The sequence below is a fragment of the Janthinobacterium sp. genome (assembly GCF_031995485.1).
Classification (GTDB): Bacteria; Pseudomonadota; Gammaproteobacteria; order Burkholderiales; family Burkholderiaceae_D; genus Janthinobacterium.
This window is the reverse complement of the sequence record NZ_DAMAGB010000002.1, coordinates 89386-114212: the sequence shown is the minus strand read 5'-3', so window position 1 is coordinate 114212 and position 24827 is coordinate 89386. Positions and strand designations below refer to the sequence as shown.

24 protein-coding genes, 1 pseudogene and 1 riboswitch are annotated in these 24827 nt (G+C 62.7%); of the genes and pseudogenes, 10 read left to right on the top strand and 15 right to left on the bottom strand.

Annotated features, from left to right (window positions below; genetic code table 11):
* Positions 1-69 precede the first annotated feature (69 nt).
* Positions 70-834, top strand: a complete 765-nt coding sequence (locus RTQ46_RS02210; RefSeq protein WP_312434327.1) for a tetratricopeptide repeat protein — start codon at positions 70-72, stop codon at positions 832-834.
* 69 nt (positions 835-903) lie between these two features.
* Positions 904-1443: pseudogene (locus tag RTQ46_RS02205) on the top strand (hypothetical protein); the annotation flags it as partial.
* Positions 1444-1579: 136 nt separating this feature from the next.
* Here the strand turns inward: RTQ46_RS02205 and RTQ46_RS02200 are convergent.
* From RTQ46_RS02200 to RTQ46_RS02190, 3 genes are all read right to left on the bottom strand, one after another.
* Complete coding sequence (locus RTQ46_RS02200; RefSeq protein WP_312434325.1) at positions 1580-2560, bottom strand: hypothetical protein; 981 nt, start codon at positions 2558-2560, stop codon at positions 1580-1582.
* A 236-nt stretch (positions 2561-2796) separates the two neighbouring features.
* On the bottom strand, positions 2797-3243 hold the full coding sequence (locus RTQ46_RS02195; RefSeq protein ID WP_312434323.1) for a hypothetical protein: 447 nt from the start codon (positions 3241-3243) through the stop codon (positions 2797-2799).
* The gene (locus RTQ46_RS02190; RefSeq protein WP_312434322.1) at positions 3240-3866 is read right to left on the bottom strand and encodes a TetR/AcrR family transcriptional regulator; all 627 of its coding nucleotides are present in this window, start codon (positions 3864-3866) and stop codon (positions 3240-3242) included. Before RTQ46_RS02190 ends, RTQ46_RS02195 begins: the two co-directional genes overlap by 4 nt.
* Positions 3867-3938: 72 nt before the next feature.
* On the opposite strand from RTQ46_RS02190, the gene RTQ46_RS02185 reads away from it, so the two are divergent.
* The 3 genes from RTQ46_RS02185 to RTQ46_RS02175 all read left to right on the top strand — a co-directional run bounded on the left by RTQ46_RS02185 (position 3939) and on the right by RTQ46_RS02175 (position 5699).
* Positions 3939-4472, top strand: coding sequence for a DUF2867 domain-containing protein (locus RTQ46_RS02185; protein WP_312434320.1), 534 nt, complete (start codon positions 3939-3941; stop codon positions 4470-4472).
* Positions 4473-4557: 85 nt separating this feature from the next.
* Positions 4558-5169 (top strand): nicotinamide riboside transporter PnuC, encoded by a 612-nt coding sequence (gene pnuC, locus RTQ46_RS02180; protein ID WP_312434318.1) that lies wholly within the window; start codon positions 4558-4560, stop codon positions 5167-5169.
* Positions 5166-5699 carry an ATP-binding protein gene (locus RTQ46_RS02175; protein WP_312434317.1) on the top strand — a complete coding sequence of 178 codons (534 nt, stop codon included), beginning with the start codon at positions 5166-5168 and terminating at the stop codon, positions 5697-5699. Before pnuC ends, RTQ46_RS02175 begins: the two co-directional genes overlap by 4 nt.
* On the opposite strand, the gene RTQ46_RS02170 is transcribed toward RTQ46_RS02175, so the two are convergent.
* Together RTQ46_RS02170 and RTQ46_RS02165 are read right to left on the bottom strand one after the other, a co-directional pair.
* Positions 5696-7852: a TonB-dependent siderophore receptor gene (locus RTQ46_RS02170; protein ID WP_312434316.1), complete on the bottom strand. Its 2157-nt coding sequence runs from the start codon at positions 7850-7852 to the stop codon at positions 5696-5698. The two genes, RTQ46_RS02175 and RTQ46_RS02170, sit on opposite strands and share 4 nt — an antisense overlap.
* Before the next feature lie 84 nt (positions 7853-7936).
* Positions 7937-8034: riboswitch (TPP riboswitch) on the bottom strand.
* Between the two features lie 56 nt (positions 8035-8090).
* Complete coding sequence (locus RTQ46_RS02165) at positions 8091-9248, bottom strand: iron-containing alcohol dehydrogenase (protein ID WP_312434315.1); 1158 nt, start codon at positions 9246-9248, stop codon at positions 8091-8093.
* A gap of 132 nt (positions 9249-9380) precedes the next feature.
* Between RTQ46_RS02165 and RTQ46_RS02160 the strand changes: the two genes are divergently transcribed.
* The gene (locus RTQ46_RS02160; protein WP_312434313.1) at positions 9381-9686 is read left to right on the top strand and encodes a hypothetical protein; all 306 of its coding nucleotides are present in this window, start codon (positions 9381-9383) and stop codon (positions 9684-9686) included.
* Positions 9687-9759: 73 nt separating this feature from the next.
* On the top strand, positions 9760-10224 hold the full coding sequence (locus RTQ46_RS02155; protein ID WP_312434312.1) for an Imm26 family immunity protein: 465 nt from the start codon (positions 9760-9762) through the stop codon (positions 10222-10224).
* A gap of 164 nt (positions 10225-10388) precedes the next feature.
* Here RTQ46_RS02155 and RTQ46_RS02150 read toward each other — a convergent pair whose 3' ends face one another.
* Together RTQ46_RS02150 and ompR are read right to left on the bottom strand one after the other, a co-directional pair.
* Positions 10389-11744 (bottom strand): ATP-binding protein, encoded by a 1356-nt coding sequence (locus RTQ46_RS02150; protein ID WP_312434311.1) that lies wholly within the window; start codon positions 11742-11744, stop codon positions 10389-10391.
* A gap of 16 nt (positions 11745-11760) precedes the next feature.
* Positions 11761-12462 carry a two-component system response regulator OmpR gene (ompR, locus tag RTQ46_RS02145; protein ID WP_254926594.1) on the bottom strand — a complete coding sequence of 234 codons (702 nt, stop codon included), beginning with the start codon at positions 12460-12462 and terminating at the stop codon, positions 11761-11763.
* Between the two features lie 264 nt (positions 12463-12726).
* Here ompR and RTQ46_RS02140 point away from each other — a divergent pair, with 264 nt between their 5' ends.
* Both RTQ46_RS02140 and RTQ46_RS02135 read left to right on the top strand, forming a co-directional pair.
* The gene (locus tag RTQ46_RS02140; RefSeq protein WP_312434309.1) at positions 12727-13116 is read left to right on the top strand and encodes a hypothetical protein; all 390 of its coding nucleotides are present in this window, start codon (positions 12727-12729) and stop codon (positions 13114-13116) included.
* Between the two features lie 157 nt (positions 13117-13273).
* A complete protein-coding gene (locus RTQ46_RS02135; protein WP_312434308.1) occupies positions 13274-15151 on the top strand; it encodes a flagellar assembly protein A in 1878 nt (625 codons plus the stop codon).
* Here RTQ46_RS02135 and arfB read toward each other — a convergent pair.
* Positions 15148-15546: an alternative ribosome rescue aminoacyl-tRNA hydrolase ArfB gene (arfB, locus tag RTQ46_RS02130; protein WP_312434307.1), complete on the bottom strand. Its 399-nt coding sequence runs from the start codon at positions 15544-15546 to the stop codon at positions 15148-15150. The two genes, RTQ46_RS02135 and arfB, sit on opposite strands and share 4 nt — an antisense overlap.
* 189 nt (positions 15547-15735) lie before the next feature.
* Here arfB and RTQ46_RS02125 point away from each other — a divergent pair, with 189 nt between their 5' ends.
* Entirely contained in the window at positions 15736-16212 is a 477-nt protein-coding gene (locus RTQ46_RS02125; RefSeq protein WP_312434305.1) for a chemotaxis protein CheW, read from the top strand.
* A gap of 70 nt (positions 16213-16282) precedes the next feature.
* Here RTQ46_RS02125 and RTQ46_RS02120 read toward each other — a convergent pair whose 3' ends face one another.
* From RTQ46_RS02120 to dapC, 7 genes are all read right to left on the bottom strand, one after another.
* On the bottom strand, positions 16283-18271 hold the full coding sequence (locus tag RTQ46_RS02120; protein WP_312434304.1) for an ATP-binding cassette domain-containing protein: 1989 nt from the start codon (positions 18269-18271) through the stop codon (positions 16283-16285).
* A gap of 92 nt (positions 18272-18363) precedes the next feature.
* Positions 18364-19254, bottom strand: coding sequence for a 50S ribosomal protein L3 N(5)-glutamine methyltransferase (gene prmB / locus RTQ46_RS02115; RefSeq protein ID WP_312434302.1), 891 nt, complete (start codon positions 19252-19254; stop codon positions 18364-18366).
* Between the two features lie 54 nt (positions 19255-19308).
* The gene (gene dapE / locus RTQ46_RS02110; protein ID WP_312434301.1) at positions 19309-20445 is read right to left on the bottom strand and encodes a succinyl-diaminopimelate desuccinylase; all 1137 of its coding nucleotides are present in this window, start codon (positions 20443-20445) and stop codon (positions 19309-19311) included.
* Positions 20446-20448: 3 nt separating this feature from the next.
* Positions 20449-20802: an ArsC family reductase gene (locus RTQ46_RS02105; RefSeq protein WP_312434299.1), complete on the bottom strand. Its 354-nt coding sequence runs from the start codon at positions 20800-20802 to the stop codon at positions 20449-20451.
* A gap of 257 nt (positions 20803-21059) precedes the next feature.
* Entirely contained in the window at positions 21060-22574 is a 1515-nt protein-coding gene (locus RTQ46_RS02100; RefSeq protein ID WP_312434298.1) for an FAD-dependent monooxygenase, read from the bottom strand.
* Positions 22575-22686: 112 nt separating this feature from the next.
* Positions 22687-23514 carry a 2,3,4,5-tetrahydropyridine-2,6-dicarboxylate N-succinyltransferase gene (gene dapD, locus RTQ46_RS02095; protein WP_312434296.1) on the bottom strand — a complete coding sequence of 276 codons (828 nt, stop codon included), beginning with the start codon at positions 23512-23514 and terminating at the stop codon, positions 22687-22689.
* A 13-nt stretch (positions 23515-23527) separates the two neighbouring features.
* Positions 23528-24757: a succinyldiaminopimelate transaminase gene (gene dapC, locus RTQ46_RS02090; protein WP_312434295.1), complete on the bottom strand. Its 1230-nt coding sequence runs from the start codon at positions 24755-24757 to the stop codon at positions 23528-23530.
* Positions 24758-24827: the final 70 nt, after the last annotated feature.

Sequence of the window (24827 nt, the reverse complement as noted above, 5' to 3'; positions counted from 1 at the left end):
TATGGGAAACTAGTTTGAGTTCCGTCAATGTGCCGGCGTTCACCATGGTTAGCATGACCTGGGGACAAAGTGTTGCCACGTAACCAAAGCCTGCCACTTTTTAATCCCCATGTCGCGGATTTTATCTGTGAAATCGAGGCAAGCAAGGTACCGCCCATTGATGCCCAAGCCGAGGATTGGTTTCTCGCAGCACGTGCGTTGGAAGATCCTGAAACTTTCGTGGAAGACCGCGACTGCAAAAAAATCGTCGATCTGACGCGTCGAGCGGCGGAGCGATTGCACTGGAAGGCGATGCTCAATCTGGCCAGCCTGTATGTGGAAGGGCGCGATCCTTTAAACGGCAATGAAGTGGCGGTTCAACTGGTGGAAAAGGCGATGCTGCTGGGCATGCCGGCGGCCTATGACCGGATGGGAACGTATTATGCTAACAGCACCGGAGTCAACGGCGATATCACCCGGGCTTATGCCTTCTGGCAGAAGGCGGCGCAGATGGGAAATCCACAGGCGATGGGGGTTCTCGGCGAAAAATTGACGGCTGGAGAGGATCTTCCTGGTATTGATATGTGGGGCAACATTCTTATAGCGACCAAAATGCTGGAATGTGCGGTTGCCCAAGGTTATGGGCCAGCGGCATATGATTTATATTATTTATATGCTGCGCCAAGAGCTGCAGATGGCACAATAATTGGCGATCATCCGACGCCAGAAACAAAAGACCGTGCACTAAAAGTTTTACATGAAGGTGTCCGCTTGGGTTGCGCACAGTGCGCACGCGACCTTTCGATAGAATTCAGCCATCCTTTTAATGTCCGATATGTTGGTGCCGTTCATTGACAAGGCCCGCGGTGAACGTTATGCCGTACTTAATCGTGCCCTCGGCTTCAACCCAATCGACGCTTTCCGAACCTCGATAAAATCTTGCCACTGCCGCCGGCCGATTTGCCGCCCTGGGATGGTCAAAGAAAGAGCCTGCTCGACGCCGCCATGGGCGTCAGCCCGCCACCCGCCATCCCAAAGCCAAGCACCGCGTCGCTTTCAAAAGAGCCATATTTCCTGGCCGCCGACTATGCGCTGCAGCCCACCGGTTTGCACAGCGATGCAGCGTTTGCGCCATTTTCCGCGTACTGGCGACCTGCCCCAGGACAGGGTTTGACGCAGGCGGCCCAGCTGCTGCGCAACGGCGAAGAGTTCCGCCATTTCAACGTACTCGATGCCGATGGCAAGAGTCGTTATGGCGGCGTGACTTGGGAGCATTGCCTGACGATACGGCATAACCACGGCGCCGTGGAGCCGCGCGCGGCGCGCGGCTTGCTGAGCGAGGTGGCGCGGCCCGAACCGTTGCCGAGTTGCGCTTGCGGCCAGGCCTGCCCGGTCATGCTGGATTTGCCGGACGAAGACGTGACATGGCACTTCCTGGAGGCAGCCATCACCGATATTGGGTAAGGCAACGCGGCGGCGATGGAGAGCGCAATGCGCTGTAATCAATATGGAAGACGTGCTGATAAAAAAACCGCAGTATCCCTGTTCGGCTACCGCGGTTTTTCATGTCCGGATCGAACCGGCATTGATTGCAGAATGCTTATTGAGGATAGCAGTCGAAGTCGGAAGGAGGGCGGTCGAGCTGGCAGACCCAGCTCCAGTCGACCTCGGCCTGTTCGCTGAGCACGATCGAAAACGGCAGGACCGGGGACGCCACGGCGATTGTCAGGACATCGCCCATCATGATTGGCGCACCCGGATTTACGGCATCGTACAGACCCGCTACATTGGCGCCCTTGCCGAATTTGACACGCAGCGTGCTATTGCTGATCATGGCGGGAACATATTCATGAACTTTCTCGCCGATCTTGAAATAATTCCCATTTGGCAGTTGGATCTGGTGCTCGGGCCGTACCAGCACATTCAGCCAGTTTGTTTCAGGTAATAAGTACAGATACTGGTGCGACTCGCTGATGGCGCTGGCGACTTTACTGAGCACGGCGCCATCGACAATACCCTCAACCTTGTTAATTACAAAATCGCCGAATAGCGGAACGATGCCGATATTCGCATCGCAGTTGGTCGACGAAGTCGGCGATGCCGTCATTTTGACACTGTCGGAGCGACCGGGGCCGCCCAATTGCGCGGTGATGGAGATGTCTTTCAGTTCTGTCGTGTTGTAGCAGTCGTAACTCAAAATACCGAATTTCCTGCCAGTAAAGCGCGTGGTAACCCTGTAACTGAGGCCACTGAATGTCGTCAGCGTGGTACCGGACTCCTGTGGCGCGATCAGAATGTCGAGATCACCTTCTAGCGAGCTGGAGCTGAATGTGGCGCCAAACTGTTGCACGTTACTGCTGATAAATTGGTCCAGCGCTCCGCGCAAGGTGCGCGGAATATCATTCATTTTTCCGCGCAAATTGGTGACCGGATTGAACTGATCCCCTGGCACGGAATAAGAAAGTGCGCCTCCGCCATAATGAATTGTGGTGGTCAGGGTTTGCGAAGTGATGCGTGGTTTCCAATCCGCATGAGCGGTACCGGCGGCCAGCAAGGCAGCTACAAATACTAATTGACGCATTCAATCTCCCGGAAAAATAAAAAACGAGATGCACTTTCAATATTGCTGTCCTATGCATGGTTGCCGATCGGCATCCCGATCATTCAAATGGCCATGCATTGAAAGTGAAAATTCGCTATTTTGATTTTGCCATGAGGGAATAAATTTGGCAACATTATTTAAAAGGAAATTTGGTTTTATTTCGCTCAGGAGAATTATTTATTTAACGGCGCAACCGGCCATCCATATACCGGGTGCTAATACACGATCAGCGTACTGTCTGCCAACCGCCCGCACGGCCAGTGCCCGTCGCGGTACAGCGCCAGGGCATCGCACCAGAATCCTTGCCGCTGCGCCAGCATTTCAAGGCTGGCCATGCGCACGCAGTACAGCGCCGCGCCGATGGCCGCTGGCGTGTAGTCGTGCGCTGCCACGCTGATCAGCCGGTCCGGAACTGAACGCAAGGAATGCAGCGCCAGCTTGTAGTTTGCCATCACTTCCGGCAGGTAAGCGATGCCGGCCTGTTTCAGCAGAGCCGTCAGCGCGTCGCCATGGACCGGATCGGGCTGGTCGCGCGAGGTGGGCAGCCACGCCATGCGGGCACTGTCCCAGGCATCCAGGTTGGGCAGGGCAATCTGGCCTGGCCGGGCTTGAAAGGTGCCGAGCGCGCTGAACCAGTTGATATCTTCCAGCCTGTCGATCATGGCTGGCGCTCCTGCTCCAGCAACGCTTCCACCGGCAGCTGGAAAAAGCGCGGCACCAGTGCCGGCGACAGCTCCTTGCCGCCATCGATCATCTCCAGCCGGCCGCTGAGCAGCAGCATCACGTAGCCGTGTCCCAGCGACCAGCCGGCGCTGGCGGCGGCGCGTTCCCAGCGCATGTCGACGCCGGCCTCGCGCACGGCCGCGCCTGCCGTTTGCAGCACGTAGGCGAAGCAGGCGTGCGCGGCGTCGAGCAGCACCGGGAACTGGCGCACATCCTGGTGCTCGAACATCAGCCGGTAGTGGGCCGGTGCACTCAAGGCAAATTCGATGTATTGCTGGCCCAGCAGCTGAAAGCGCTCGGCCGCCGGCAGGCTGCCCTCCGGCGGCAGTTCCGCATCCCATTTCCGGCGCATGGCGGCAAAGCCGGCGGCGGCCACCTCGGCCAGCAGCGCTTCCTTGCTGGGAAAATGGCGGTACACGGCAGCGATCGAGACGCCCACGCTGCGCGCCAGTTCACGCAGCGAGATAGTGGCATCGTTCTGCCGCGCCAGCCGGGCGATGGTGGCGGCGATCAGGGTCTCGCGCAGGTTGCCGTGATGGTAGCTGTTGCTGGCTGTGGTCATAAGTTATCGCTGTTTACATTGTCTGATTTATGAGTATGATAGCCATGTTATCACTGCACACATGAGATCGCCATGCAAGCAATCACACTCAGGGCGCGCAAGGCAGGCTTGCCGCCGCACGCGTCCATCGCGCCACTGTATCCGGGTAGCGACCTGGCCGATGCCTATGTCGTCGCCTTGCCCAACGCGCACGCGGCCGGCATGGACATGGAAAGCCTGGCGCACACGCTGTTTGGCAACCAGCCGGGCTGGGCGCAAAAGCTGATGGTGCTGCGCGACGCCATCGTGGCGCGCTTCGGCATCAAGACGGCGCAGCAGCTGCGCAATGGCGAAGGCGGGCGGGTCGGCATTTTTCGCATCTATGCCGTGACCGCCAATGAGATCGTCGTCGGCGAGGATGACAGCCACCTGGACTTTCGCCTGTCGATGCTGCGCAGCACGGCTGGCGGTCCGCACGGCAGCGTGACGCTGGCCAGCGCCGTGCATTGCCACAACTGGCTGGGGCGCGCCTACATCTTCTTGATACGGCCGTTTCACAAGCTGATCGTGCGGTACACGTTGAGCCGGGCGGCGCGCAGCGGTTTCAACCAAGTGCGCCTGGAATAGGGGACTCGGGGCGGCGATTCTTGCTTATTCAAGCCTGGTATTGCATACTGCGCCACCAGACTCAGCCGCCACACTTTCCAAGCTCATGAACGATACGCTTCTCCTGCTGGGTTTTGCCACCACGCCGCTCGAACTGATTTCCTTTGTGCTCGCACTGATCAACGTGGCGCTCAATATCCGCCAGAATCCCTGGGCCTGGCTGTTTGCGATCATCTCGTCGGCCGCCTATGGTTTCGTGTTTTTCGAGTCGCGCCTGTATGGCGACATGGGCCTGCAGCTGCTGTTTATCGCCATCTCCGCCTGGGGCTGGTATCAATGGCTGCATCCGACCAGCGGCGCGCCGGCCTTGCCCGTGACCTGGCTCACGCCGCGCGGCTGGCTGGGCAGCGCCGCTGCCTGGCTGGCGGGCTTCCTGCTGATCTCGTGGCTGCTGACGTCCACCGATACCGACGTGCCGCATGCGGACGGCTTCCTGACGGCCGGCAGCCTGCTGGGCCAGCTGCTGCTGTCGCGCAAGAAGATCGAAAACTGGGTCGTCTGGATCGTGGTCGATATCCTGTACGTGGGCCTGTATGTTTACAAGGACCTGTCCCTGACCGCCATCCTGTATGCCGTGTTCGTGGTGATGGCGACAATCGGCCTGCTGGCCTGGAAAAAGGCGGCGCCGGCTGCGCCCGGCGCGATGGTTCTCAAATGACGCGTGCGCTGTTGCGGGTCGCCATCCTGGGGGCCGAGTCGTCGGGAAAATCCACGCTGGCCGCTGCGCTGGCCGAGCGCCATGGCACCGTGTGGGTGCCCGAATATCTGCGTGAATTTGTCGAGACGCGGGGCAGGGTGCCGGTATCCGAGGATCAGTTTTTTATCGCCAGCACCCAGGTCGCGCGCGAACGCGAAGCAAGCGCTTTGGCGCGCGGCGTGCTGATCTGCGATACCACGCCGCTGATGACGGTGCTGTACAGCCGCCATTACTTCGGCGGCGAAGACGCGCAGCTGGCCGCGCTGGCTGCCGGCACGCACTACGACCTGACGCTGGTGACGGCGCCCGATGTGCCATGGGTGGCGGACGGCCTGCAACGCGAGTCGGAGGCCGTGCGCCAGCTGATCTACCGGCAGTTGCTCGATGAACTGGCGGCGCGCCGCATCCCCCACCATATCCTGCACGGGCAGCTGGAGCAGCGCATGGAGCAAGCCATGCCGCTGCTCGATCAACTGCTGTCAGACGCTTAAAAGTCGAACTGCGCCGACACCTTGACCGTGCGGCTGGCGCCCGGGAACAGGTAGCCGTCGGACTCCGGCGTCACGTCGCGCCAGTAGAACTTGTCGAACACATTGTTGACGGTGGCGCGCAGCACGGCCTGCTTGCCGGCGATACGCATGACGTAAGCGGCGCCCACGCTGGCCACGTGATACGCCGGCACGAAGGTGTTGTTGCTGAATTCGAACGCCTTTTTGCCCGCATATTCCCAGCTGCCGTTGACGGACAGGCCCGCCACCTGCGGCACGCGGTAATCGAGGTGTACCGCGCTTTTCAGGGACGGCACGTTCGGCACGCGCTTGCCGTCCAGCGAGGCCTCGCCCGTGTTTGACTGCTGGCTGTGCAGGGCCGTGACCGATACGCCCACGCTCAAATCGCTGCTGGCCTTGCCTTGCGCCGACAGTTCCAGCCCGCGATGCTGGGCCTGCCCGGCGCGCACGAAATAATTGCCGGCGTTCTGGAATTCCAGGCCCTTGCGGATCTGGAACAGGCTGGCCGCCAGCATCAGGTCCGGCGTGATGTCGGCCTTGACGCCGAACTCGATCTGTTTCGAGCGGCTCGGCGACAGTTCTTCATTCGCATTGGCCGCCTTGCGGTCGGCCGTGCCGCCGTGTTCCATGCCCTGCGAATAGGCGCCGTACACGGCCACGTTGTCGAGCGGGTTGTAGACCAGCGCCACGTTCGGCAGCAGGAATGCGTGTTTGGCGCGCACTTCGGCCACGCTCGGGTCGGCCTTCAGCACATATTGAAAACCGTCGACATCGATATGGCGCAGGCCCGCATGCAGTTTCCAGTTGTTGGACAAGCTGACGATATCCTGCACGAAGACCGAGTTTTCCTTGTCGTTGCGCGTCTGGCGCACGGGGCCTTGCACGCCGTTCGAGATATCGACGATGACCGGGTTGTAGATGTTGCTGGTGCCGGCGTAATCGTAGACATAGCGGCCAGCGCGGTCCTTGCGGCGGAAGGTGGCGACACCGGCCGTCAGGTCATGGCGCACGCTGCCGGTGGCAAATTTGCCCTGGATCATGGCTTGCGCGCTCAAAGGCTTCTTGGTTTCGCCCAGGCTGCGGTAGTCGTACACGTCGTAGTCGCCATTGCCGCAGAAGCCCGGGTACAGATCCTGCGCGCTGCAGCCATACGGAAACGCCGTGTAGTCGTCGCGCTTGAACGAGTGCTGGTTGGCGCCGAGGGTGGCGTGCCAGTTGTCGTTGAACGCGTACTGGAAGCGCAGGCCGATGTTGCTGGTGATGGTGTCGACCGGCCGCGTCCATGGCTGCAGGTTGAGCAGGGTGTCGGCGCTGACATGGGTCGGCAGCGTGGTGTTGTTCAGCAGTTGAAAACCTGGCGCGGTGACCTGCGACTTGTCCTGGTAGTCGGCGTCCAGTTGCAGCAAGGCTTGGGGCGAAATCTGCCAGTCGAACGCGCCCGAAATGAATTTGCGGTTGCCGTCGGCGCCCTTGATCTGCGAGCGCAGGCGTTCGGTTGCCACGTTGACGCGGTAGCCGAAGCGCGTGTCCTCGAGGCGGCCGCCCAGGTCCAGCGCGCCATACAGCGTGCCGCGCTCGCGCGCTTCGACGGTAACCGTGCGCAGCGGGGTGGCGGTGGGCCGCTTGACGACAAAGTCGATCACGCCGCCCGGCGCCGCCATGCCCGCCTGCAGTCCCGCCAGGCCTTTCAATACTTCGATGCGCTCCTTGTTTTCCAGCGGGATCTGGGTGTCGCCGGGAATCGCGATGCCGTCCTTGCGGTAGCTGGAATTGTTGTCGAGCTTGAAGCCGCGGATCGAGAACTGCTCGGCGTAACCGACGGCGTTGTAGGCGTCGTTGATGCTGGCGTCGAGGCGAACGGCGTCGCTGGTATTGCGGATCTGCAGGTCCTGCATGGTCTGCTGCGAAATGACGGTGACGGCGGCTGGCGTTTGCAGCAGCGGCGCGTCGGAAAAACCGCCGACCGAGGCGCGCTGGGCGGCCGGGGCCTTGCTGGCGGTAACGATCACTTCGGCCATGCTGGCTGGAGCGGTATCAACGGCGTCAACGGCATTGTTGGCGGCAAAGGCCGGCGTGGCAAACGCCTGTGCGATGGCCAGGGTCAGGATGGAGACAGACAGATTCGGTGTGGACATGATTGCTCGTGGTTCAAGCCGTTACATCAGAGAGAACGGCAGGCTGCTTGTTCGGCTGGCGCCAGCGCAGGAGCTATCAAAGGAGGGAGGTACTTTGCGCTTTCCTTCGCTGGCATTATCCAGATCAGGTACGAAGGGTATATCTCACCCGGACAACAGCTCCAGGACCCCTAGCGAATTGATAGCTTAACATGAACCGCCGCCCGCTGTCTGCAACGCCGGGCGGCTTTACAACAGTCTACAGACTCAGTTCCAGCACCTTGCGGCTGACCGCCAGTGTGACTTCGCCCTGTTCGCCGAGCGCCGTCATGCCGTGCGCTTCCAGCGCGGCGATCACCGCGTCGACGCTGGCGTGGTTCAGGCCGTAGTCGGCCAGGCGCGTCTTGACGCCCATATGGCGGAAGAAATATTCGGTGCGCGCGATCGCCGTTTCGATGCGGCCGTCTTCGTCGCCGCCATCAAGGCCCCACACGCGCGCCGCATACTGCAGCAGCTTGGCGCGCTTGGCCTGCTTGCGCACACGCAGCATGCTGGGCAGGATCACCGCCAGCGTCTGCGCATGGTCGAGTTCATACAGGGCCGTCAGTTCATGGCCGATCGCGTGCGTGGACCAGTCCTGCGGCACGCCCACGCCGATCAGGCCGTTCAGGGCCAGGGTGGCGCACCACATCACGTTGGCGCGCACGTCGTAGTCGTCCGGGTGCGACAAGGCCTTCGGGCCGTCCTCGATCAGCGTCAGCAAAATGCCTTCGGCAAAGCGGTCCTGCACCGAGGCGTTGACGGGCGCCGTCAGGTACTGCTCCATCACGTGCGCGAACGCATCGACCACGCCGTTGCCCACCTGGCGCAGCGGCAGGGTAAAGGTTTTCGATGGGTCGAGCACGGAAAATTTCGGGTACACCTTGCGGCTCATGAACGAGCGCTTTTCCTGCGTGGCCTTGCGCGTGATGACGGCCGAGCCGTTCATTTCGGAGCCGGTGGCAGGCAGGGTCAGCACGGTGCCGAAGGGCAGGGCGGCATCGATGATCTTGCCGCCTTTTTCCAGGATATCCCACGCCTCGCCATCGCGCAGGGCCGCCGCCGCGATGAACTTGGTGCCGTCGACCACCGAACCGCCGCCCACGCCGAGCAGGAAATCGATGCCTTCGCTTTTCACCAGCGCGACGGCCTGCATCAGCGTTTCATAGCTGGGATTCGGTTCGATGCCGGCGAACTCGATCACCGTATGGCCGACCAGCGCCGCGCGCACTTCGTCGTAGACGCCGTTCTGCTTGATGCTGCCGCCGCCATAGGTCATCAGGACGCGCGCGCCGGGCGGAATCAGCCTGGTGATGGCGGCGATCTGGCCCTGGCCGAACAGGATCTGGGTCGGATTGTAGAAGTCGAAATTGTGCATGTCTCTCCCGTTGCTGGTGTGTATCTGAACCTGATTATGGACGAACATCGCGCACGGCGTGTTTTGCCGCTTGAGATTTTCAGGCGCGCGGTGGAAAATGCAGCGCACACCGACGCATACAAAGGAAAAAGCATGTCCCATCTGCCCCTCGAAGAATCCGGCCTGCCGGCCACCGCGCTGGACATGCACCGCGCGATTGCCACGCTGGTGGCCGCGCTGCAGGCGCTGGACGCCAATACGCAGCGTTTTGAAGCCTGCACCGACCCCGAGCTGCGCCGCGTGCTGGCACATGCGGGCGACACCAGCCGCCGCGAAGCGGCCATGCTGTTCGAATGGATGCGCCGGCGCGACGTGCGGCTGGACAAGGAAATGAAGGAAGCACTGTTCAAGGCCGGGCCGATCGTGGCGCAATTTCACTATGACGAGAAGATAGAGTAATGCCGTACCATGCGCCGTGCTGGTGAGCTCTCGCGTAGACTGTGGCGCGAATACGATTTTGGGAGTAAACACAATGAAGTCATTGCCATACCGCGAGGGCAGCTGGTTTGCCGTACCCTTGCCAGGCGGCGGCCATGCCGTCGGCGTGGTGGCGCGCACCGCGCCGGCCGGGCGCATCATGCTGGCCTATATGTTCGGCCCCAGGCGCGACGTGCTGCCGTCACTGGACGAGCTGGAAACACTGCGGCCGGAACAGGCCGTACGCCGCCTGCGCACGGGCGACATGGCGCTGCTGAACGAACGCTGGCCGATGCTGGGCGACAGCGCGCACTGGGACCGCAATCTCTGGTCGATGCCATCCTTTATCCGCCGCAATGAATCCCTGCAGCGCGCCTGGCGCGCCACCTACGCCGACGCCGACCCGGCCAAGCTGGACCGCGAAGAATCCGTGCCGTTCGACACGCCGGGGCTGGAAAGCGATTCGCTGTACGGGTATGGGGCGACGGAGTTGTTGATGAGTAAGTTGCTGGTGCAGTGACATGCAGACCGGGCAGATTGCACAGGCCGTAACCCGACGCCACCGCTGGCGTCAACAATGTTGTCCGATTACGCGGCTTCGCCGCTAATCCGACCTGCCTTCGCTGCGGTCGCCGCGTAGGTCGGATTGGCGCGCAGCGCGTAATCCGACACCACCACCAGCAGTTACGCCGCCGGTATGCTGATCTGGAACGCCAGCCCGCCGCCGGTGCGGTTGCGCACCTGCAGTTCGGCGCCGTGACGCAGCAGCACGCGTTCGACGATGGCCAGGCCCAGCCCTGCGCCATTGGCCTGGCCACGCGCCGTGTCGAGCCGTGTAAACGGTTTGAGCATCTGTTCGATCTTCTCCGCCGGCACGCCGGGACCGTGGTCCTGCACATCGATGATCACGCGCCGCGCCGTATTGCTGCCCTTGAGCTGGCAGGCGATGTCGATCTCGGTAAACTCGCTGCCCTGCGTCTTGCCGTAGCGGCGCGCATTCTCGATCAGGTTGTTCAGCACGCGGCGCAGGTCGGTCGGATTGCCCATTACGTGCGCGCCCTCGGCGATCGCGGTGGTGAGCTTCACGTCGGGCAGGCGCATCGCTTCGCGCGCCAGGTCGGTCAACAGGCCGCTCAGGTCGACGTCCGTGAAGCTCGACGCTTCGGTCGGCTTGGCGTAGTCGAGGAACTGGCCGATGATGTCGTCCATCTGGCCGATATCGGACTGGATGCCTTCACGCGCTTCGTCCGACAGGTTGGCCATTTCCACTTCCAGCTGCATGCGCGCCAGCGGCGTGCGCAGGTCGTGCGAGATGCCGGCCAAAATCACCGCGCGATCCGATTCCACCTGCTGCAGGTCGTCGACCATCTGGTTGAAGCTGCGGTTCGCCTCGATGATTTCGATCGGGCCCTTTTCCGGCAGCGGCGCCGGCTGCTTGCCCTGGGCGATGGCGCGCGCGGCCACCGTCAGGCGCGCCAGCGGCAGGTTGATCAGGCTGGAAATAATGGCCGCGCCGAGCAGTGACAGCAGGGAGACCAGGCTGGCCCAGCCCAGCCACTGGAAGCCGGTCAGGCCGCGCAGGCGTTCGCGGTCCAGCATCAGCCAGTATTCGTCATCGTCGATCTTGAAGCTGACCCAGAAGCCGGCCACGCCGTTGACGCGCGCCGAAAAGCGCGTGTCGCTGCCCAGCTTGGCTTTCACCAGCGCTTCGATATCGGGCATCAGGTAATTGTCGGGCGGCGGATCGATGCGGTCGTCATCCTCCAGCGGAAAGATGCGGATGCCCTCGTTGCTGACCAGCTCGAACAGCAGTTCGCGGCGCAGCTCGGGCGCCGAGTGCGTCAGCGCCGCATGCGTGATGGTGACCACGGAAATGACCTGGGCGGAAATCTGCTGCGCCTGCGGTTCGCGCTGGATCACGGAAATCATGCCGATCCAGGCAATCATGCTGACGGTGGTCAAGGTACCCAGCAGCAAAAACGTGCGCCAGAACAGGCCGCTTTTCAGCCGTGCCAGGCTGATATCGGGAACAAGTTTCATCGAGCCTCGCCAGCGATCAGCGCGGCTGTCCGTCCGGTATGAAAACGTAGCCCAGGCCCCACACGGTCTGGATGAACAGCGGGCTCGACGGATCGGGTTCGATCAGCTTGCGCAGGCGCGAGATCTGCACGTCCAGGCTGCGGTCGAACACTTCGTATTCGCGGCCACGCGCCAGTTCCATCAGCTTTTCGCGCGACAGCGGCTGGCGTGCATGGCGGGCAAACACTTTCAGCACCGAGAATTCGCCGGTGGTCAGCGGCACGGTTTCGCCTTTTTTCTTCAGCGTCCGCGTGCCCAGGTCCAGCACGAAGTCGCCGAATTCGAAGGTCTGCGGCGTTTCCGATGGCGCGCCCGGGATTTCGTCCGGACCCTTGCGGCGCAGCACGGCGCCGATGCGGGCCACCAGCTCGCGCGGGTTGAACGGTTTCGGCAGGTAATCGTCGGCGCCCATTTCCAGGCCGACGATGCGGTCCACGTCCTCGCCCTTGGCGGTCAGCATGATGATCGGCGTCTGGTCGCCCGCGCCGCGCAGGCGGCGGCAGATCGACAGGCCGTCTTCGCCGGGCAGCATCAGGTCGAGCACCAGCAGGTCATAGCGCTCGCGCAGCCACAGCTTGTTCATCGCCGTGGCGCTCTCGGCCGTGAAGACATTGAAGCCCTGCTCGGTCAGGTAGCGGCGCAGCAGGTCGCGCAGACGCACATCGTCATCGACTACCATGATTTTGGCTTGATGGCCATGGATCGATTGCGTTGTAGTATTGCTGCCGGAAGTGGAGGTTGTGGTCATTTGGAATGTCGTGTTATCTTATATTGGTTGCCATAGTAACGCCTGGCGCGGTGTCGGCAAGTGGCTGTTGCGACCCATTACATACTGTTACAAACTTTACCCAATTACTCTTACTGCACTGTGTAAAGCATCATACACTGGGGCCACAGTGGAATTCAGCTTTATGTTTATACGGCATCGCGGAAGAGGAACTCAATGAATATCATCAGTCAAAAAATTCACGCCGCTCCCAGCGCAACAATCACCGCACGTGCCGTGCCTGCGCTGCTGTCTTCGCTCGTCCTGTGCTGTGTATTCCTGACGGGTCTGGCCCAGGCGCAGGCACAGCAGCCGCCGCGCCGCGACGACCAGCAGCAGTTTCAAGCGCAGCGCTACGAACAGCCACAGCGCACCAATGATACCCGCATCCGTGAACAACGTGACGCACGCAGTTTCGACACCCGTGTCGAAGAGCAGCGCCGCGCCAGCGAAGGCGCCGATTCCTCGCGCCGCACGGGCCGCATGACGCCTGACGAACGGCGCGACCTGCGCCGCCAGATCAACGAAGTCGGCCAGGATATCTACTCCAACCCGCCACGCCGCTGAGCGCGCCAGGCGGCGCGCTGCTGCCGTCCTGCCGCGCGCCATCACCTTCCTTTTCTGAAGTTTATTTGCGTTTCCTGGCCCGCGCGCCGTGCATGCGGGCACTTCTCCGTGATATTGTTCCAACGCAATAGGATCAGTTCGGTTTTGGGGAGAAGCAGTGAGCAACGACGATATGCCGGTGCCTGGCGCCAGCCGGGCCGATGCCTTGCCGCCCGGACTGGTGCAGCGCAAGGAAGGACTGTTTTTTGACCTGTCGCTGGCGCCGGAGCAGCTGCGCGCGGCCGTCGATCAGTTGTTCCAGTCCGGCATGCTGCTGTCCGGCATCGACTACCCCCTGTTCCTGATGACGCTGTTCCATGCGCCGGCGCCGCGCACCTCTCCCAAGGGCGAGGCCGTGGTACGCATCGCCGCGCGCGCAGCGCCGTTCATGCCGATGCGGCGCAGTCTCTACGAACACCTCAAGATCGGCAGCGAAGTGGCCGATTTCTATTTCGAAGCCGTGCCTTCGGGCGACGACAGCCGCGTGCCCGTCGCGCGCGATTTCGACGAAATGGTGGCGGTGCTATGGAGCAAGGGCGTGCACTACGGCGTCGACAGCGGCGTGGTGCGCGCCATGATCGCTTCGGGCAAGGCCGAGCGCATCACGGTGGCGCGCGCGCTGCCGCCCCAGCCCGGGCGCGACGCGATGCTGGTGGAAGTGTCGCAGGGCATCCACCGCGACGATGCGCCGCGCGAACGCTCGAACGGCCGGCTCGACCTGCTCAGCTTCAAGAACCGCTTTCCACAAGTCAAAAAACACACGCGGCTGCTGCGCAAGCTGCCGTCCGTGCCCGGCTTGCCCGGCTACGCGCTCGATGGCGCCGTGCTGCCGCCGCCGGCGCCGCTGGAAGTCGAGCTGGCCACGGTGGCCGGCGACAACACGACGGTCGAGCGCTTCAGCGACGGCGATTTCCTGGTCTCGGCGATGGACGGCTATCTGAACATCGATGAGCAGGGCAAGATTTCCATCGACAACAAGATCGTCAGCAGGGAAGGGGTCAGCAGCCGTACCACCGGCAACCTGAAGCTGCGCGCCGCCTATGAAGAGTATGGCGAAGTACAGGAACAGCGCCAGCTCGACGGCAGCGACATCACCATCCACGGCCATGTGTATGGACGCCTGCATTCGCAGGGCGGCACCATCATCCTGCACAGCAACCTGGTCGGTGGCACGGCCGTGAGCGAGCAGGGCGATGTCCGCGTCGACGGCGTGGCGTCGGGCGCCGTGATCCAGACGCGCGACGGCGAAGTGCGGCTGCAGCGCGCCGAAAGCTGCGTCATTTCCGGCACGCGCGTGGTGATCGAGCACGCCAGCAACTGCGACATCATCGCCGATGAAGTCGTCATCGAGATGGCGCTTGGCTGCGCGGTGGCGGCGCGCACCATCCGCATCGGCAGCGCCGGGCCGCGCAAGCAGGTGGAAATGCGCGCCTTTCCGCTGGTGCCCGATCTGTCGCTGCTGGAACAGAAGATCAGCGACAGCCTGGCGCGCGCCGCGCAGTATGGCCAGATGCGCAACAAACGCCAACAGGAGATCGACACCATCGCGCAACTGCCCGAAGTGCGCAGCTACCTGACGCTGGCTGGCCAGCTGCGGCGCGGCGAACTGGTGCTGCAGCCAGCCCAGCAGGCGCCGTACGACAAGCTGGCGGCGCGCATCGCGCCCGTGCTCAAGGAAGTGGCGCGGCTGCGGGTGGAGGTCAAACAGTCGGAAATCCTGCAGGCGCAGATGCTGGCGCTGGCCGAGGAGGGCAGGACGCAGCGTGCGGCCACGGCGGGCCAGTCGCGCTGCGTGCTGGGCATGGTGGACGGCGACACCATCGTGCGCTCGATGGTGGCCCCACCGGGACAGGGCAGGGTCTACGACCTGGGACCGAAGGAAATCAAGGCACTATTGCACAGCGCGATTCCCGTCACGCAAATGGTGTTTGCCGATACCAGCGGCAGCCTGGACTGGACCTATAGCCCGGGCCCGCTCGATTCCATGATTTCCTAGTCCATGATTTTGCCGCGCGACTGTTTGAGCACGCTGTGCGTGCTCTTGCTGTCGAGCCGGCGCCGCTGCGAGCTGCGGGTGGGCTTGGTGGCGCGCCGCACGGCCGGCAGGAAGGTCACGCTGTCGATGATTTCCTGCAGCCGCCGCAAGGCTGCTTCCTTGTTCTGTTCCTGGCTGCGCGACTGCTGCGCCTTCAGCACCAGCACCCCGTCCTTGCTGATGCGGCTGTCGCGCAGCGCCAGCAGGCGCTCCTTGTATTGTTCCGGCAGCGACGAAGCGGCGATCGGAAAGCGCAGGTGGATGGCGCTGGACACCTTGTTGACGTTCTGCCCGCCCGGGCCCTGGGCGCGGATGGCGGAAAATTCGACTTCGGCGGGATTGACAAGGTGTTGCATGGCTGGCCTGCAGAGCAATAATGCGCTTATTGTAAGCGACGACGGGTTGATCCATGTGGTGGCGCAAAGCCTGCCGGGCCGGCTGGCATCGGTGTACGGACCATTTGAGATTCCGCAACGCTGGCACTGGCGATCTGGCTAGCATGAGGCTTCCTGCGTGCCAGCGCGCCGAACGTTGAAAGGAAGCCGATGCAGCCCACCACCACGCCCTGCGCCTTGCCAGCGGCGGACTACCTGAGTTTCCGGCTTGGCGGACTCGATTACGGCCTGCCTTACAGCCGCGTGCGCGAACTGCGTCCGTTCCGCGAGCTCGACAGGTTCTCGTCGGAAGGTGCGCTGTTGCATGGCGTGGCTGTCTCGCGCGGCATGATCATTCCCCTCGTCGACATGCGCGCCGCCTTCGGCACGGCGCCGCCGCAGGCCTGCGGTACGGCGCCGGACGTGATCATCCTGCAGCTGAGCAGCTGCGTGATGGGCATGGTGGTCGATGAAGTGGGCGATATCGTCCGCCTGGCGCCGGCCGATATCCGCCCGGTACCCGGTTTGGGCAAGGTGGAAGCGGACTACCTGATCGGCCTGGGACTGGCGGCGGGGCGGCGCCTGATCCTGGTCGATATCGACCGGCTGATGGCGATACGGGGCGGCCAGCCGGTGGAGGCGGCGTAAGCCAGGCGGTTGTCGGATTGCGCGCTGTGCGCTAATCCGACCTGCCCGGCCTGCCTTGCTCGATTGACACTCAGCCCAGCTTTTCCAGCTGATCCTGCAGGTCCAGCCATTCCGCTTCCAGCTGCGCCAGGTCCTTGGTAAAGAAGGTCTGGTCGGCCAGCAACTGCTTGAGCTTGGCCTTGTTGGCCGCGTCATAGATGGTCGGTTCGGCCAGCTTGGCGTCGGTTTCCGCCTTTTGCGCGTTGCGCTTGGCGATCTGCTCTTCCTGGCGCTTGATCTTGTTTTCGATCGGCTTGCGCAGAGCGGCTGTCTTCTGGCGCTCTTCCGCTTCCTTGCGCTTGTCGCGCACCGGTGCGGCAAGCGCGGCGGCAACCACTGGCGACACGACCGGGAAATCGGTCTTGTTGGCCTTGCCGGCGGCCGGCAGCACGTCGGTGCCCTTGCCCAGCTTGGTCTTGAACAGCCAGTCCTTGTAGTCGTCCAGGTCGCCGTCGAACGGTTGCAGCTTGCCGTCGGCGACGATGATGAATTCGTCGGTGGTGGCGCGCAGCAGGTGGCGATCGTGCGATACCACTACCAGCGTGCCTTCGAACTGCGCCAGCGCTTCGGTCAGCGCTTCGCGCGTTTCCAGGTCCAGGTGATTGGTCGGTTCATCGAGCAGCAGCAAATTTGGCCGTTGCCAGACGATCAGCGCCAGCGCCAGGCGGGCCTTTTCGCCGCCCGAGAACGGGGCGATCGAGGCAGTCACCATATTGCCGGGGAAATTGAAGCCACCGAGGAAGTTGCGCAGTTCCTGTTCGCGCGTGGTCGGCGCGATCTTCGACAGGTGCCACAGCGGCGACTCGTCATGGCGCAGCATTTCCACCTGGTGCTGCGCGAAATAGCCGATATTCAGGCCCTTGCCCATGGTGGCGTCGCCCGTCAGCGGCATCAGTTCGCCGGCGATGGTCTTGATCAGCGTCGATTTGCCGGCGCCGTTCTGGCCCAGCAGGCCGATGCGCTGGCCGATCTGCAGCGAAAACTTGATGCCGTTGACGATGGTCTTGTGCGTGATTTCGCCGGTCGCTTCGTTTTCGATCTTGTAGCCCGCGTCGACGTCTTCCATCACCAGCAGCGGATTCGGTGCCGACAGCGGCTCGCGGAATTCGAACGAGAATTCGGCGGCGGCGCGCAACGGCGCCAGCTCTTCCATCTTGGCCAGCGCCTTCATGCGGCTCTGCGCCTGGCGGGCTTTCGAGGCCTGCGCCTTGAAGCGGTTCACGAACGATTCCAGATGGGCACGCTTGCGCTGCTGCTTTTCCAGCGCGCCGGCGGCCAGGATCATCTGCGCCGCGCGCTGGCGCTCGAAGCTCGAATAGTTGCCCGAATAGCGTTTCAGTTTGCGCTCGTCGATATGCACCACCACGTTGACCACTTCATCGAGGAAGTCGCGATCGTGGGAAATGATCAGCAGCGTGCCGGCGTAGCGTTTGAGCCAGTCTTCCAGCCAGATGATGGCGTCCAGATCCAGGTGATTGGTCGGTTCATCGAGCAGCAGCAGGTCGGACGGGCACATCAGCGCTTGCGCCAGGTTCAGGCGCATGCGCCAGCCGCCGGAAAAACTGGCCACCGGCTGCTGCATCTGGTCCAGCGTAAAGCCCAGGCCCAGCAGCAACTGCTCGCCGCGCGACTGCACCGTGTAGGCGTCGGCGTCGGCCAGCGCGCTGTACAACTCGCCGATGGCGATGCCGTTTTCCGAGGTGGCCGGTTCCGATTCCAGGCGCGCCAGTTCCGCTTCCAGCTTGCGCAAGGTGACGTCGCCGTCGATCGCATAGTCGAGCGCGGCGCGGTCCAGCGGCGGGGTTTCCTGCGCCACGTAAGCCACGCGCCATTTGGCCGGGAAATCGATTTCGCCCTGGTCAGGGTGCAGCTCGCCGCGCATCATCGCGAACAGGCTCGATTTGCCCGCGCCATTGGCGCCGATCAGGCCGATCTTGTCGCCCGGGTTGAGGGTGACGTCGACTTGTTCGAGCAACGGTTTGATGCCGCGCATCAGGCTTACTTGTAGGAAACGTATCATTTTTTTCTTCGTAAAGGCTGGGCTTGACCCTCGCCGTAAATATCATGCAGGTCGGATCAGCCCGAAGGGCCTAATCCGACGTGCCAATTTGATCAAACCAGTTTCAGTTGCTCGGCCGTCAGCAAAAACACCATGTCGTCGCCGGCGCTGGTGGTCAGCCAGGTCAGGCCCAGCTGGCCGAATGCCGCTTCCGCGTAGGCGCGTTCGTTGCCGATCTCGACCATCAAAATGCCGTCGTCGGTCAGGCGTTCGGCGGCGCCGGCGATGATCTTGCGCACCAGGTCCATGCCATCGCTGCCGCCATCCAGGGCGATCTGCGGCTCGGCCAGGTATTCCTGTGGCAGCGCGCGCATCGACTGCGAATTGACGTACGGTGGATTCGTGACGATCAGATTGTATTTCCTGGCCGGCACATTGGCGTACAGGTCGGACTCGATCAGGTTGATGCGGTCAGCCAGCTTGTACGTGTCGACGTTGCGCTTGGCCACCGCCAGCGCATCGGCGGAAATATCGACCGCGTCCACGGTGGCGTTCGGGAACGCGTCGGCCATCATGATCGACAGGCAGCCCGAACCGGTGCACAGTTCGAGGATGTTTTCCACCGATTCCGGCTCCGGCACCCATGGCGAAAAGTATTCCGGGATCAGCTCGGCGATGAACGAGCGCGGCACGATCACGCGCTCGTCGACGTAGAAATTGTAGGTGCCCAGCCACGCTTCGTGCGTGATATAGGCGGCCGGCACGCGGTCGATGCTGCGGCGGTCGATCACGGCCATGACGGCGGCCACTTCCGATTGCAGCAGCTTGGCGTCGAGGAATGGTTCGAGCTTGTCGAGCGGCAGCTTGAGCGTGTGCAAAATCAGATAGGCCGCTTCATCGAACGCCTCGGCGCTGCCATGTCCGAAAAACAGCTTGGCGGTATTGAAACGGGTGGTGGCGTAGCGCAGCAGGTCGCGTGGCGTGGTAAACGGATTCGGGGTCATGGCATTCTCGAAAAGACGGTGTTCTGGCCCGCCTTGACGGGCCTCGGTAGTGATTCAGGCGGGCAGCAAATGCTCCAGCGTGCGCCGGTAAATATTTTTCAGCGGATCGATATGGCGCACTTCGATGTGCTCGTCGATCTTGTGGATACTTGCATTGGGCGGCCCGAATTCTATCACTTGAGGGCAGATCTGCGCGATAAACCGGCCATCCGAGGTGCCGCCGGTGGTCGACAGTTCGGTGGTCACGCCCGTTTCCTCGAAGATCGCGCCGGACAGCGCGTCGCTCAGGGTGCCGCGCGGCGTCAGGAACGGCTGGCCGCTCAGCGTCCAGTCGAGCTGGTATTGGAAGTCGTGCCTGTCGAGGATGGCGTGCACGCGCTGCTGCAGGCTTTCCGCCGTGCTGGCGGTGGAGAAGCGGAAATTAAAGTCGATCACCATCGCGCCCGGAATCACATTGTTGGCGCCCGTGCCCGCATTGATATTGGACATCTGCCAGGAGGTCGGCAGGTAGTATTCGTTGCCCGCATCCCATTCCTCCGCCACCAGGTCGGCAATCGCCTGCGATGCCACATGGATCGGGTTTTTTGCCAGGTGCGGATAGGCGATATGGCCCTGCACCCCCTTGACCGTCAGGCGGCCCGACAGCGAACCGCGGCGGCCGTTCTTGATCATGTCGCCCAGCTCGCCGCTCGAGGTCGGCTCGCCCACCAGGCAGTAGTCGATCATTTCGCCGCGCGCTTTGAGCTGTTCGCAGACGATGACGGTGCCGTCGGTGGCCGGGCCTTCTTCGTCGCTGGTGATCAGAAACGCGATCGAACCGGTATGGTCTGGCGTGGAGGCAATGAATTCCTCGCAGGCGACGACCATCGCCGCGATCGAGGTCTTCATGTCGGCCGCGCCACGGCCATACAGCTTGCCGTCGCGCCGGGTCGGAATGAACGGCGCAGATGTCCATTGTTCGGCCGGGCCGGTCGGCACCACGTCGGTATGGCCGGCAAACACGAACACGGGCGAAGCCGTGCCGCGGCGCGCCCACAGGTTGGTCACGTCGTTCGATTGGATGGTTTCGCACACAAAACCGAGCGGCGTGAGCAGGTCGATCAGGTGCTGCTGGCAGCCCTTGTCGTCCGGCGTCACCGATGACAGCGCGATCAGTTTTTCGGTCAGGGCCAGGGTCTTGGAGGCGGTCATGATTCAGGCAGCAAAAAGAGTGGTGTACTGGGCATCGGAAAATGCCACGCTGAACTGGCCGTCGCGGTCCAGTACGGGCCGCTTGATGATGGACGGATTTTCCAGCATCAGTTCGAGCGCGCTGGCGGCGTCGACGATGCCCGCCTTGCGCTCGTCCGACAGCGCGCGCCAGGTCGTGCCCTTCTTGTTGACCAGTACATCCCATGGCAATTGCGCCAGCCACTGCTCAACGGTGGCGCGCTGCAGGCCCTGCTTCTTGAAGTCGTGAAAGGCAAACGCGTGCTGATGGGTATCGAGCCAGGTGCGGGCTTTTTTGACGGTATCGCAGTTGGGGATACCGTAGAGTGTGATGGTCATAGTGGGTCGGGCCAGGGGAAGGACTGCGGATTGCTTGATCGCGGCGCTTGCGCAAATGCAAGACTCGCGGGGTTGGCCGCCATTATACAGTCGTTGCGCGGCGATGCGGCGGTGCAGCACGAGCGTTTTGACGCCGGCCTTTCGCAGGCCGGATCACGCCACAGGCCGTAAGCCGACAACATTGTTGACGTCTGCTGTATCAAAGGATGGGATGACGTGCTTATACACCTTGGCGGCCCGCTAGCTTTGCCCGATTGCTACTGTCCAAAATCCAGGCCCAGCCGCAGCGCCAGCGCACGCAGCGCGCCTGCCGCCTGCATCTGCATCGCCAGCGCAATATGCCCATCGGGCCGCACCAGATAGGCGCAGTCGCGGCCCAGCCCGGCCAGCCTGGCGGCAACATTAAACGGATAGCAATGTACGGGCAGCTGCAGCGCGCGTGCTTCGGCGAGCAGCGCGGGGGCGGGCTCGCCGTAGATATGCAGCTGCCAGTCCATGCTGCGCAGGGCGGTGTAATTGTCGTGCGTGCCATCGAAGAACCACGGCAGGCGGTCGCCGCCGCGCAGGGCTTCGGCTTGGCCGCCGGACAGTGCACTGTCTTGGTAGCGGATCTGGATCTGCGAGACGGTCCTGAACAGCAGCCGGCGCGCGCCTTCAAAGCCGGACAGGAACGGCAGCGCGCGCGGCACCAGCCAGCGGCGCAACAGCCGTCCGCCGGCCCCTTGCGACACAATCGCCTGGAAGGCGCGATCGGTGGTGGCAACCAGCGTGCGGGCGAACACCATGCGCTCGGCTTCATAGGTGTCGAGCAGGGCGTCGCTGGCCTGGCCGTGCAGTTTTTTCGCCAGCTTCCAGGCCAGGTTGACGGCGTCGCCGATGCCCGTGTTCATGCCCTGGCCGCCGACCGGACTATGCACATGGGCCGCGTCGCCAAGCAGGAAGCAGCGCCGCTGGCGGAACTGGGCGGCCACGCGGTGATGCACGCGGTAGGTGGAAAACCAGTTGACCTGGCCGACCTGAATTTCCAGCAGCGCTTCCACTTCGGCGCGCACGTCGTCGAACACGGGCGCCGGTTCGCCGTCCGGACGGTCGGGCAGGATGCCGATCAGGCGCTGCATGCCGCTGGTGCGCACCGGCAGCATCAGCGCAAACGCGTTCGCGCCCAGATGGGCGTGCAGGTCGGTATTGCCGCCCGCTACCTCGGCATCGGCCACATAATAACGGTGGTCATAGGTGCCACCGGCAAACTCGATGCCGGCAATGTTGCGCACGGTGCTGCGGCCGCCATCGCAGCCGCACAGATAGTCGAACACGCCATGCTGGCGCTTGCCGTTTTTCACCAGCGTGGCCTGCACTTCGCTGGCGGTCTGCACCCAGCTCTCCAGCGTGGTGTTCCACTCGACCTCGACATGGGCCAGCGCCAGTTTGGCCACCAGGAACAGCTCATGCTCGTCCTGCGGCAGGCTCAGCACGAAAGGGTAGGGGCTGAGGCCGGCGCCGATCTCGCCCAGCGGCAGGCTGACCAGTTCCCTGCCGGCTTCATGCACATGCATGGCCTTGATCGGGATGCCCAGCGCCACCAGCTGGTCGGCAAAGCCCATTTGCTGGTAGAACTCCAGCGTGCGCGCATGCACGGCCATCGCCCGCGACGCTTCGCCCGGACCGCTGTTGCTGTCGATAATGCGAAAGGCCACGCCGTGGCGTGCCAGCCGCAAGGCAAGCATGAGGCCGGTCGGGCCGGCGCCGACGATCAGGACCTGGGAAGTGTTCATGCTGTCCAGTATAGGACAGGTTTTTCGCGGCAGAGCAAAAACGGCGCCGCAAATGAAATGTCCCGCACATGGCGGGACATCGGCGGCAAGTCAGGCGCCTTGCGGCACTGTATTAAATGCCACGAAGAAGTTCGTTGATGCCGGTCTTGGCGCGGGTCTTGGCATCGACGCGCTTGACGATCACGGCGCAGTACAGCGAGTACTTGCCGTCTTCCGACGGCAGGTTGCCCGATACCACGACGGAACCGGCAGGCACGCGGCCGTAGGTGACTTCACCGGTGGCGCGGTCGTAGATCTTGGTCGACTGGCCGATGTATACGCCCATCGAGATGACCGAGTTTTCTTCGACGATCACGCCTTCGACGATTTCCGAACGGGCGCCGATAAAGCAGTTGTCTTCGATAATGGTCGGGTTCGCCTGCATAGGCTCCAGCACGCCGCCGATGCCGACGCCGCCGGACAGGTGGACATTCTTGCCGATCTGCGCGCACGAGCCGACGGTGGCCCAGGTGTCGACCATCGCGCCTTCATCGACGTAGGCGCCGATATTCACGTAGGACGGCATCAGCACCACGTTTTTGGCGATGAACGAGCCGCGGCGCGCAACGGCCGGCGGCACCACGCGGAAGCCGCCTTTGGCGAAGTCTTCGGCGGTGTAGTTGGCGAACTTGGTTGGCACCTTGTCGTAGAACTGCATCGTGCCGTCCGATGGCAGCACGATGTTGTCTTCCAGGCGGAACGACAGCAGCACGGCTTTCTTGACCCACTGGTTGACGACCCAGTCGCCGCTGGTTTTTTCGGCCACGCGGATGCTGCCGTTGTCGAGGCCATTGATGACGTGGCCGACGGCGTCGCGCAGTTCGGCGGCGCCGTTGCGCGGATTGATCTCGGCACGGTTTTCCCAGGCCTGGTCGATGATGTTTTGCAGTTGTTGGCTCATGATGATGTCTTGTCTAGTTGGTTGTTGCGGATGCGGAAAGCTGCTGGCAGAATTTTACTATGCGCTGCGCTGCCTCCAGCCCTTCGGCCGTTTCGGCTACCAGGGCCATGCGGATGCGGTTGCGGCCCGGATTGATGCCGTGCGCGTCGCGCGCGAGGTAACTGCCAGGCAATACCGTCACATTATATTCGGCGTACAGGCGCTGCGCGAACTCGGTGTCGGACAGGCCGGTACGGCTGACGTCGGCCCACAGGTAAAAGCCGGCGTCGGGCAGCTGCACGTCCATCACCGTTTGCAGCAGCGGGGTAATGGCGTCGAACTTGGCGCGGTATTTTGCGCGATTTTCCTCGACATGGGTTTCGTCGTTCCAGGCCGCGATGGAGGCCGCCTGCACGGCGGGGCTCATGGCGCCGCCGTGGTAGGTTCGGTAGAGCAGGAATTTTTTCAGCACGTCGGCGTCGCCGGCGACAAAGCCCGAGCGCATGCCGGGCACGTTGGAGCGCTTGGACAGGCTGGAGAACACCACCAGGCGCGCATACGGGCGTTCCACTGTGGACAGGCCCAGCATATGCGCCGCCTGCAGCGCGCCCAGCGGCGGCGTGTCGCCGTGATAGATCTCGGAATAGCACTCGTCGGCGGCGATCACGAAATCGTGGCGCTCGGACAGGGCGAACAGATGTTCCCAGTCGGTCAGCGTGAGCACTGCGCCGGTCGGGTTGCCGGGCGAGCACAGGAACAGCAGTTTGACTTTCTCCCAGACCGATGCCGGCACGCTGTCGTAGTCGCAGCCGAAGTTGCGCGCCGGATCGGAATTGACGAAGTACGGCTCGGCGCCGGCCAGGTAGGCTGCGCCTTCGTAGATCTGGTAGAACGGATTCGGACTGATCACCAGCGAACCGGCGGTCGGATCGATCACGGTCTGCGCCAGTGCAAACAGCGCTTCGCGCGAGCCATTCACGGGCAGGATCTGCGTGGCCGGGTTCAGCGCCGGAATGTCGTAGCGGCGCTCTAGCCAGCCGGCGATCGCGCCGCGCAGCGCTTCCGAGCCGATGGTGGTCGGATAGCTGGCCAGGCCCTTGATATTGTCGATCAGCGCCTGCTCGATAAAGCTTGGGGTCGGATGTTTCGGTTCGCCCATGCCCAGGCTGATGGGCGCGTAATCGGGATGGACCGCCACGCCGGCAAACAGCTGGCGCAGCTTTTCAAAAGGATATGGTTGCAGTTTGGCAAGAAGTGGATTCACGGAGCGGACCAAGGCAAGAGTAGGGTGATATGGGCAGCTTGCTCGCTGCAAAAATGACAGCGGTCAAGCA

What these genes read in the sequence shown, in the direction of transcription:
- RTQ46_RS02200 (WP_312434325.1), bottom strand. Translation starts at nt 2,560, where the DNA reads ATGCGTCAATTAGTATTTGTAGCTGCCTTGCTGGCCGCCGGTACCGCT.
- RTQ46_RS02195 (WP_312434323.1), bottom strand. Translation starts at nt 3,243, where the DNA reads ATGATCGACAGGCTGGAAGATATCAACTGGTTCAGCGCGCTCGGCACC.
- RTQ46_RS02190 (WP_312434322.1), bottom strand. Translation starts at nt 3,866, where the DNA reads ATGACCACAGCCAGCAACAGCTACCATCACGGCAACCTGCGCGAGACC.
- RTQ46_RS02185 (WP_312434320.1), top strand. Translation starts at nt 3,939, where the DNA reads ATGCAAGCAATCACACTCAGGGCGCGCAAGGCAGGCTTGCCGCCGCAC.
- pnuC (WP_312434318.1), top strand. Translation starts at nt 4,558, where the DNA reads ATGAACGATACGCTTCTCCTGCTGGGTTTTGCCACCACGCCGCTCGAA.
- RTQ46_RS02175 (WP_312434317.1), top strand. Translation starts at nt 5,166, where the DNA reads ATGACGCGTGCGCTGTTGCGGGTCGCCATCCTGGGGGCCGAGTCGTCG.
- RTQ46_RS02170 (WP_312434316.1), bottom strand. Translation starts at nt 7,852, where the DNA reads ATGTCCACACCGAATCTGTCTGTCTCCATCCTGACCCTGGCCATCGCA.
- RTQ46_RS02165 (WP_312434315.1), bottom strand. Translation starts at nt 9,248, where the DNA reads ATGCACAATTTCGACTTCTACAATCCGACCCAGATCCTGTTCGGCCAG.
- RTQ46_RS02160 (WP_312434313.1), top strand. Translation starts at nt 9,381, where the DNA reads ATGTCCCATCTGCCCCTCGAAGAATCCGGCCTGCCGGCCACCGCGCTG.
- RTQ46_RS02155 (WP_312434312.1), top strand. Translation starts at nt 9,760, where the DNA reads ATGAAGTCATTGCCATACCGCGAGGGCAGCTGGTTTGCCGTACCCTTG.
- RTQ46_RS02150 (WP_312434311.1), bottom strand. Translation starts at nt 11,744, where the DNA reads ATGAAACTTGTTCCCGATATCAGCCTGGCACGGCTGAAAAGCGGCCTG.
- ompR (WP_254926594.1), bottom strand. Translation starts at nt 12,462, where the DNA reads ATGGTAGTCGATGACGATGTGCGTCTGCGCGACCTGCTGCGCCGCTAC.
- RTQ46_RS02140 (WP_312434309.1), top strand. Translation starts at nt 12,727, where the DNA reads ATGAATATCATCAGTCAAAAAATTCACGCCGCTCCCAGCGCAACAATC.
- arfB (WP_312434307.1), bottom strand. Translation starts at nt 15,546, where the DNA reads ATGCAACACCTTGTCAATCCCGCCGAAGTCGAATTTTCCGCCATCCGC.
- RTQ46_RS02125 (WP_312434305.1), top strand. Translation starts at nt 15,736, where the DNA reads ATGCAGCCCACCACCACGCCCTGCGCCTTGCCAGCGGCGGACTACCTG.
- RTQ46_RS02120 (WP_312434304.1), bottom strand. Translation starts at nt 18,271, where the DNA reads ATGATACGTTTCCTACAAGTAAGCCTGATGCGCGGCATCAAACCGTTG.
- prmB (WP_312434302.1), bottom strand. Translation starts at nt 19,254, where the DNA reads ATGACCCCGAATCCGTTTACCACGCCACGCGACCTGCTGCGCTACGCC.
- dapE (WP_312434301.1), bottom strand. Translation starts at nt 20,445, where the DNA reads ATGACCGCCTCCAAGACCCTGGCCCTGACCGAAAAACTGATCGCGCTG.
- RTQ46_RS02105 (WP_312434299.1), bottom strand. Translation starts at nt 20,802, where the DNA reads ATGACCATCACACTCTACGGTATCCCCAACTGCGATACCGTCAAAAAA.
- RTQ46_RS02100 (WP_312434298.1), bottom strand. Translation starts at nt 22,574, where the DNA reads ATGAACACTTCCCAGGTCCTGATCGTCGGCGCCGGCCCGACCGGCCTC.
- dapD (WP_312434296.1), bottom strand. Translation starts at nt 23,514, where the DNA reads ATGAGCCAACAACTGCAAAACATCATCGACCAGGCCTGGGAAAACCGT.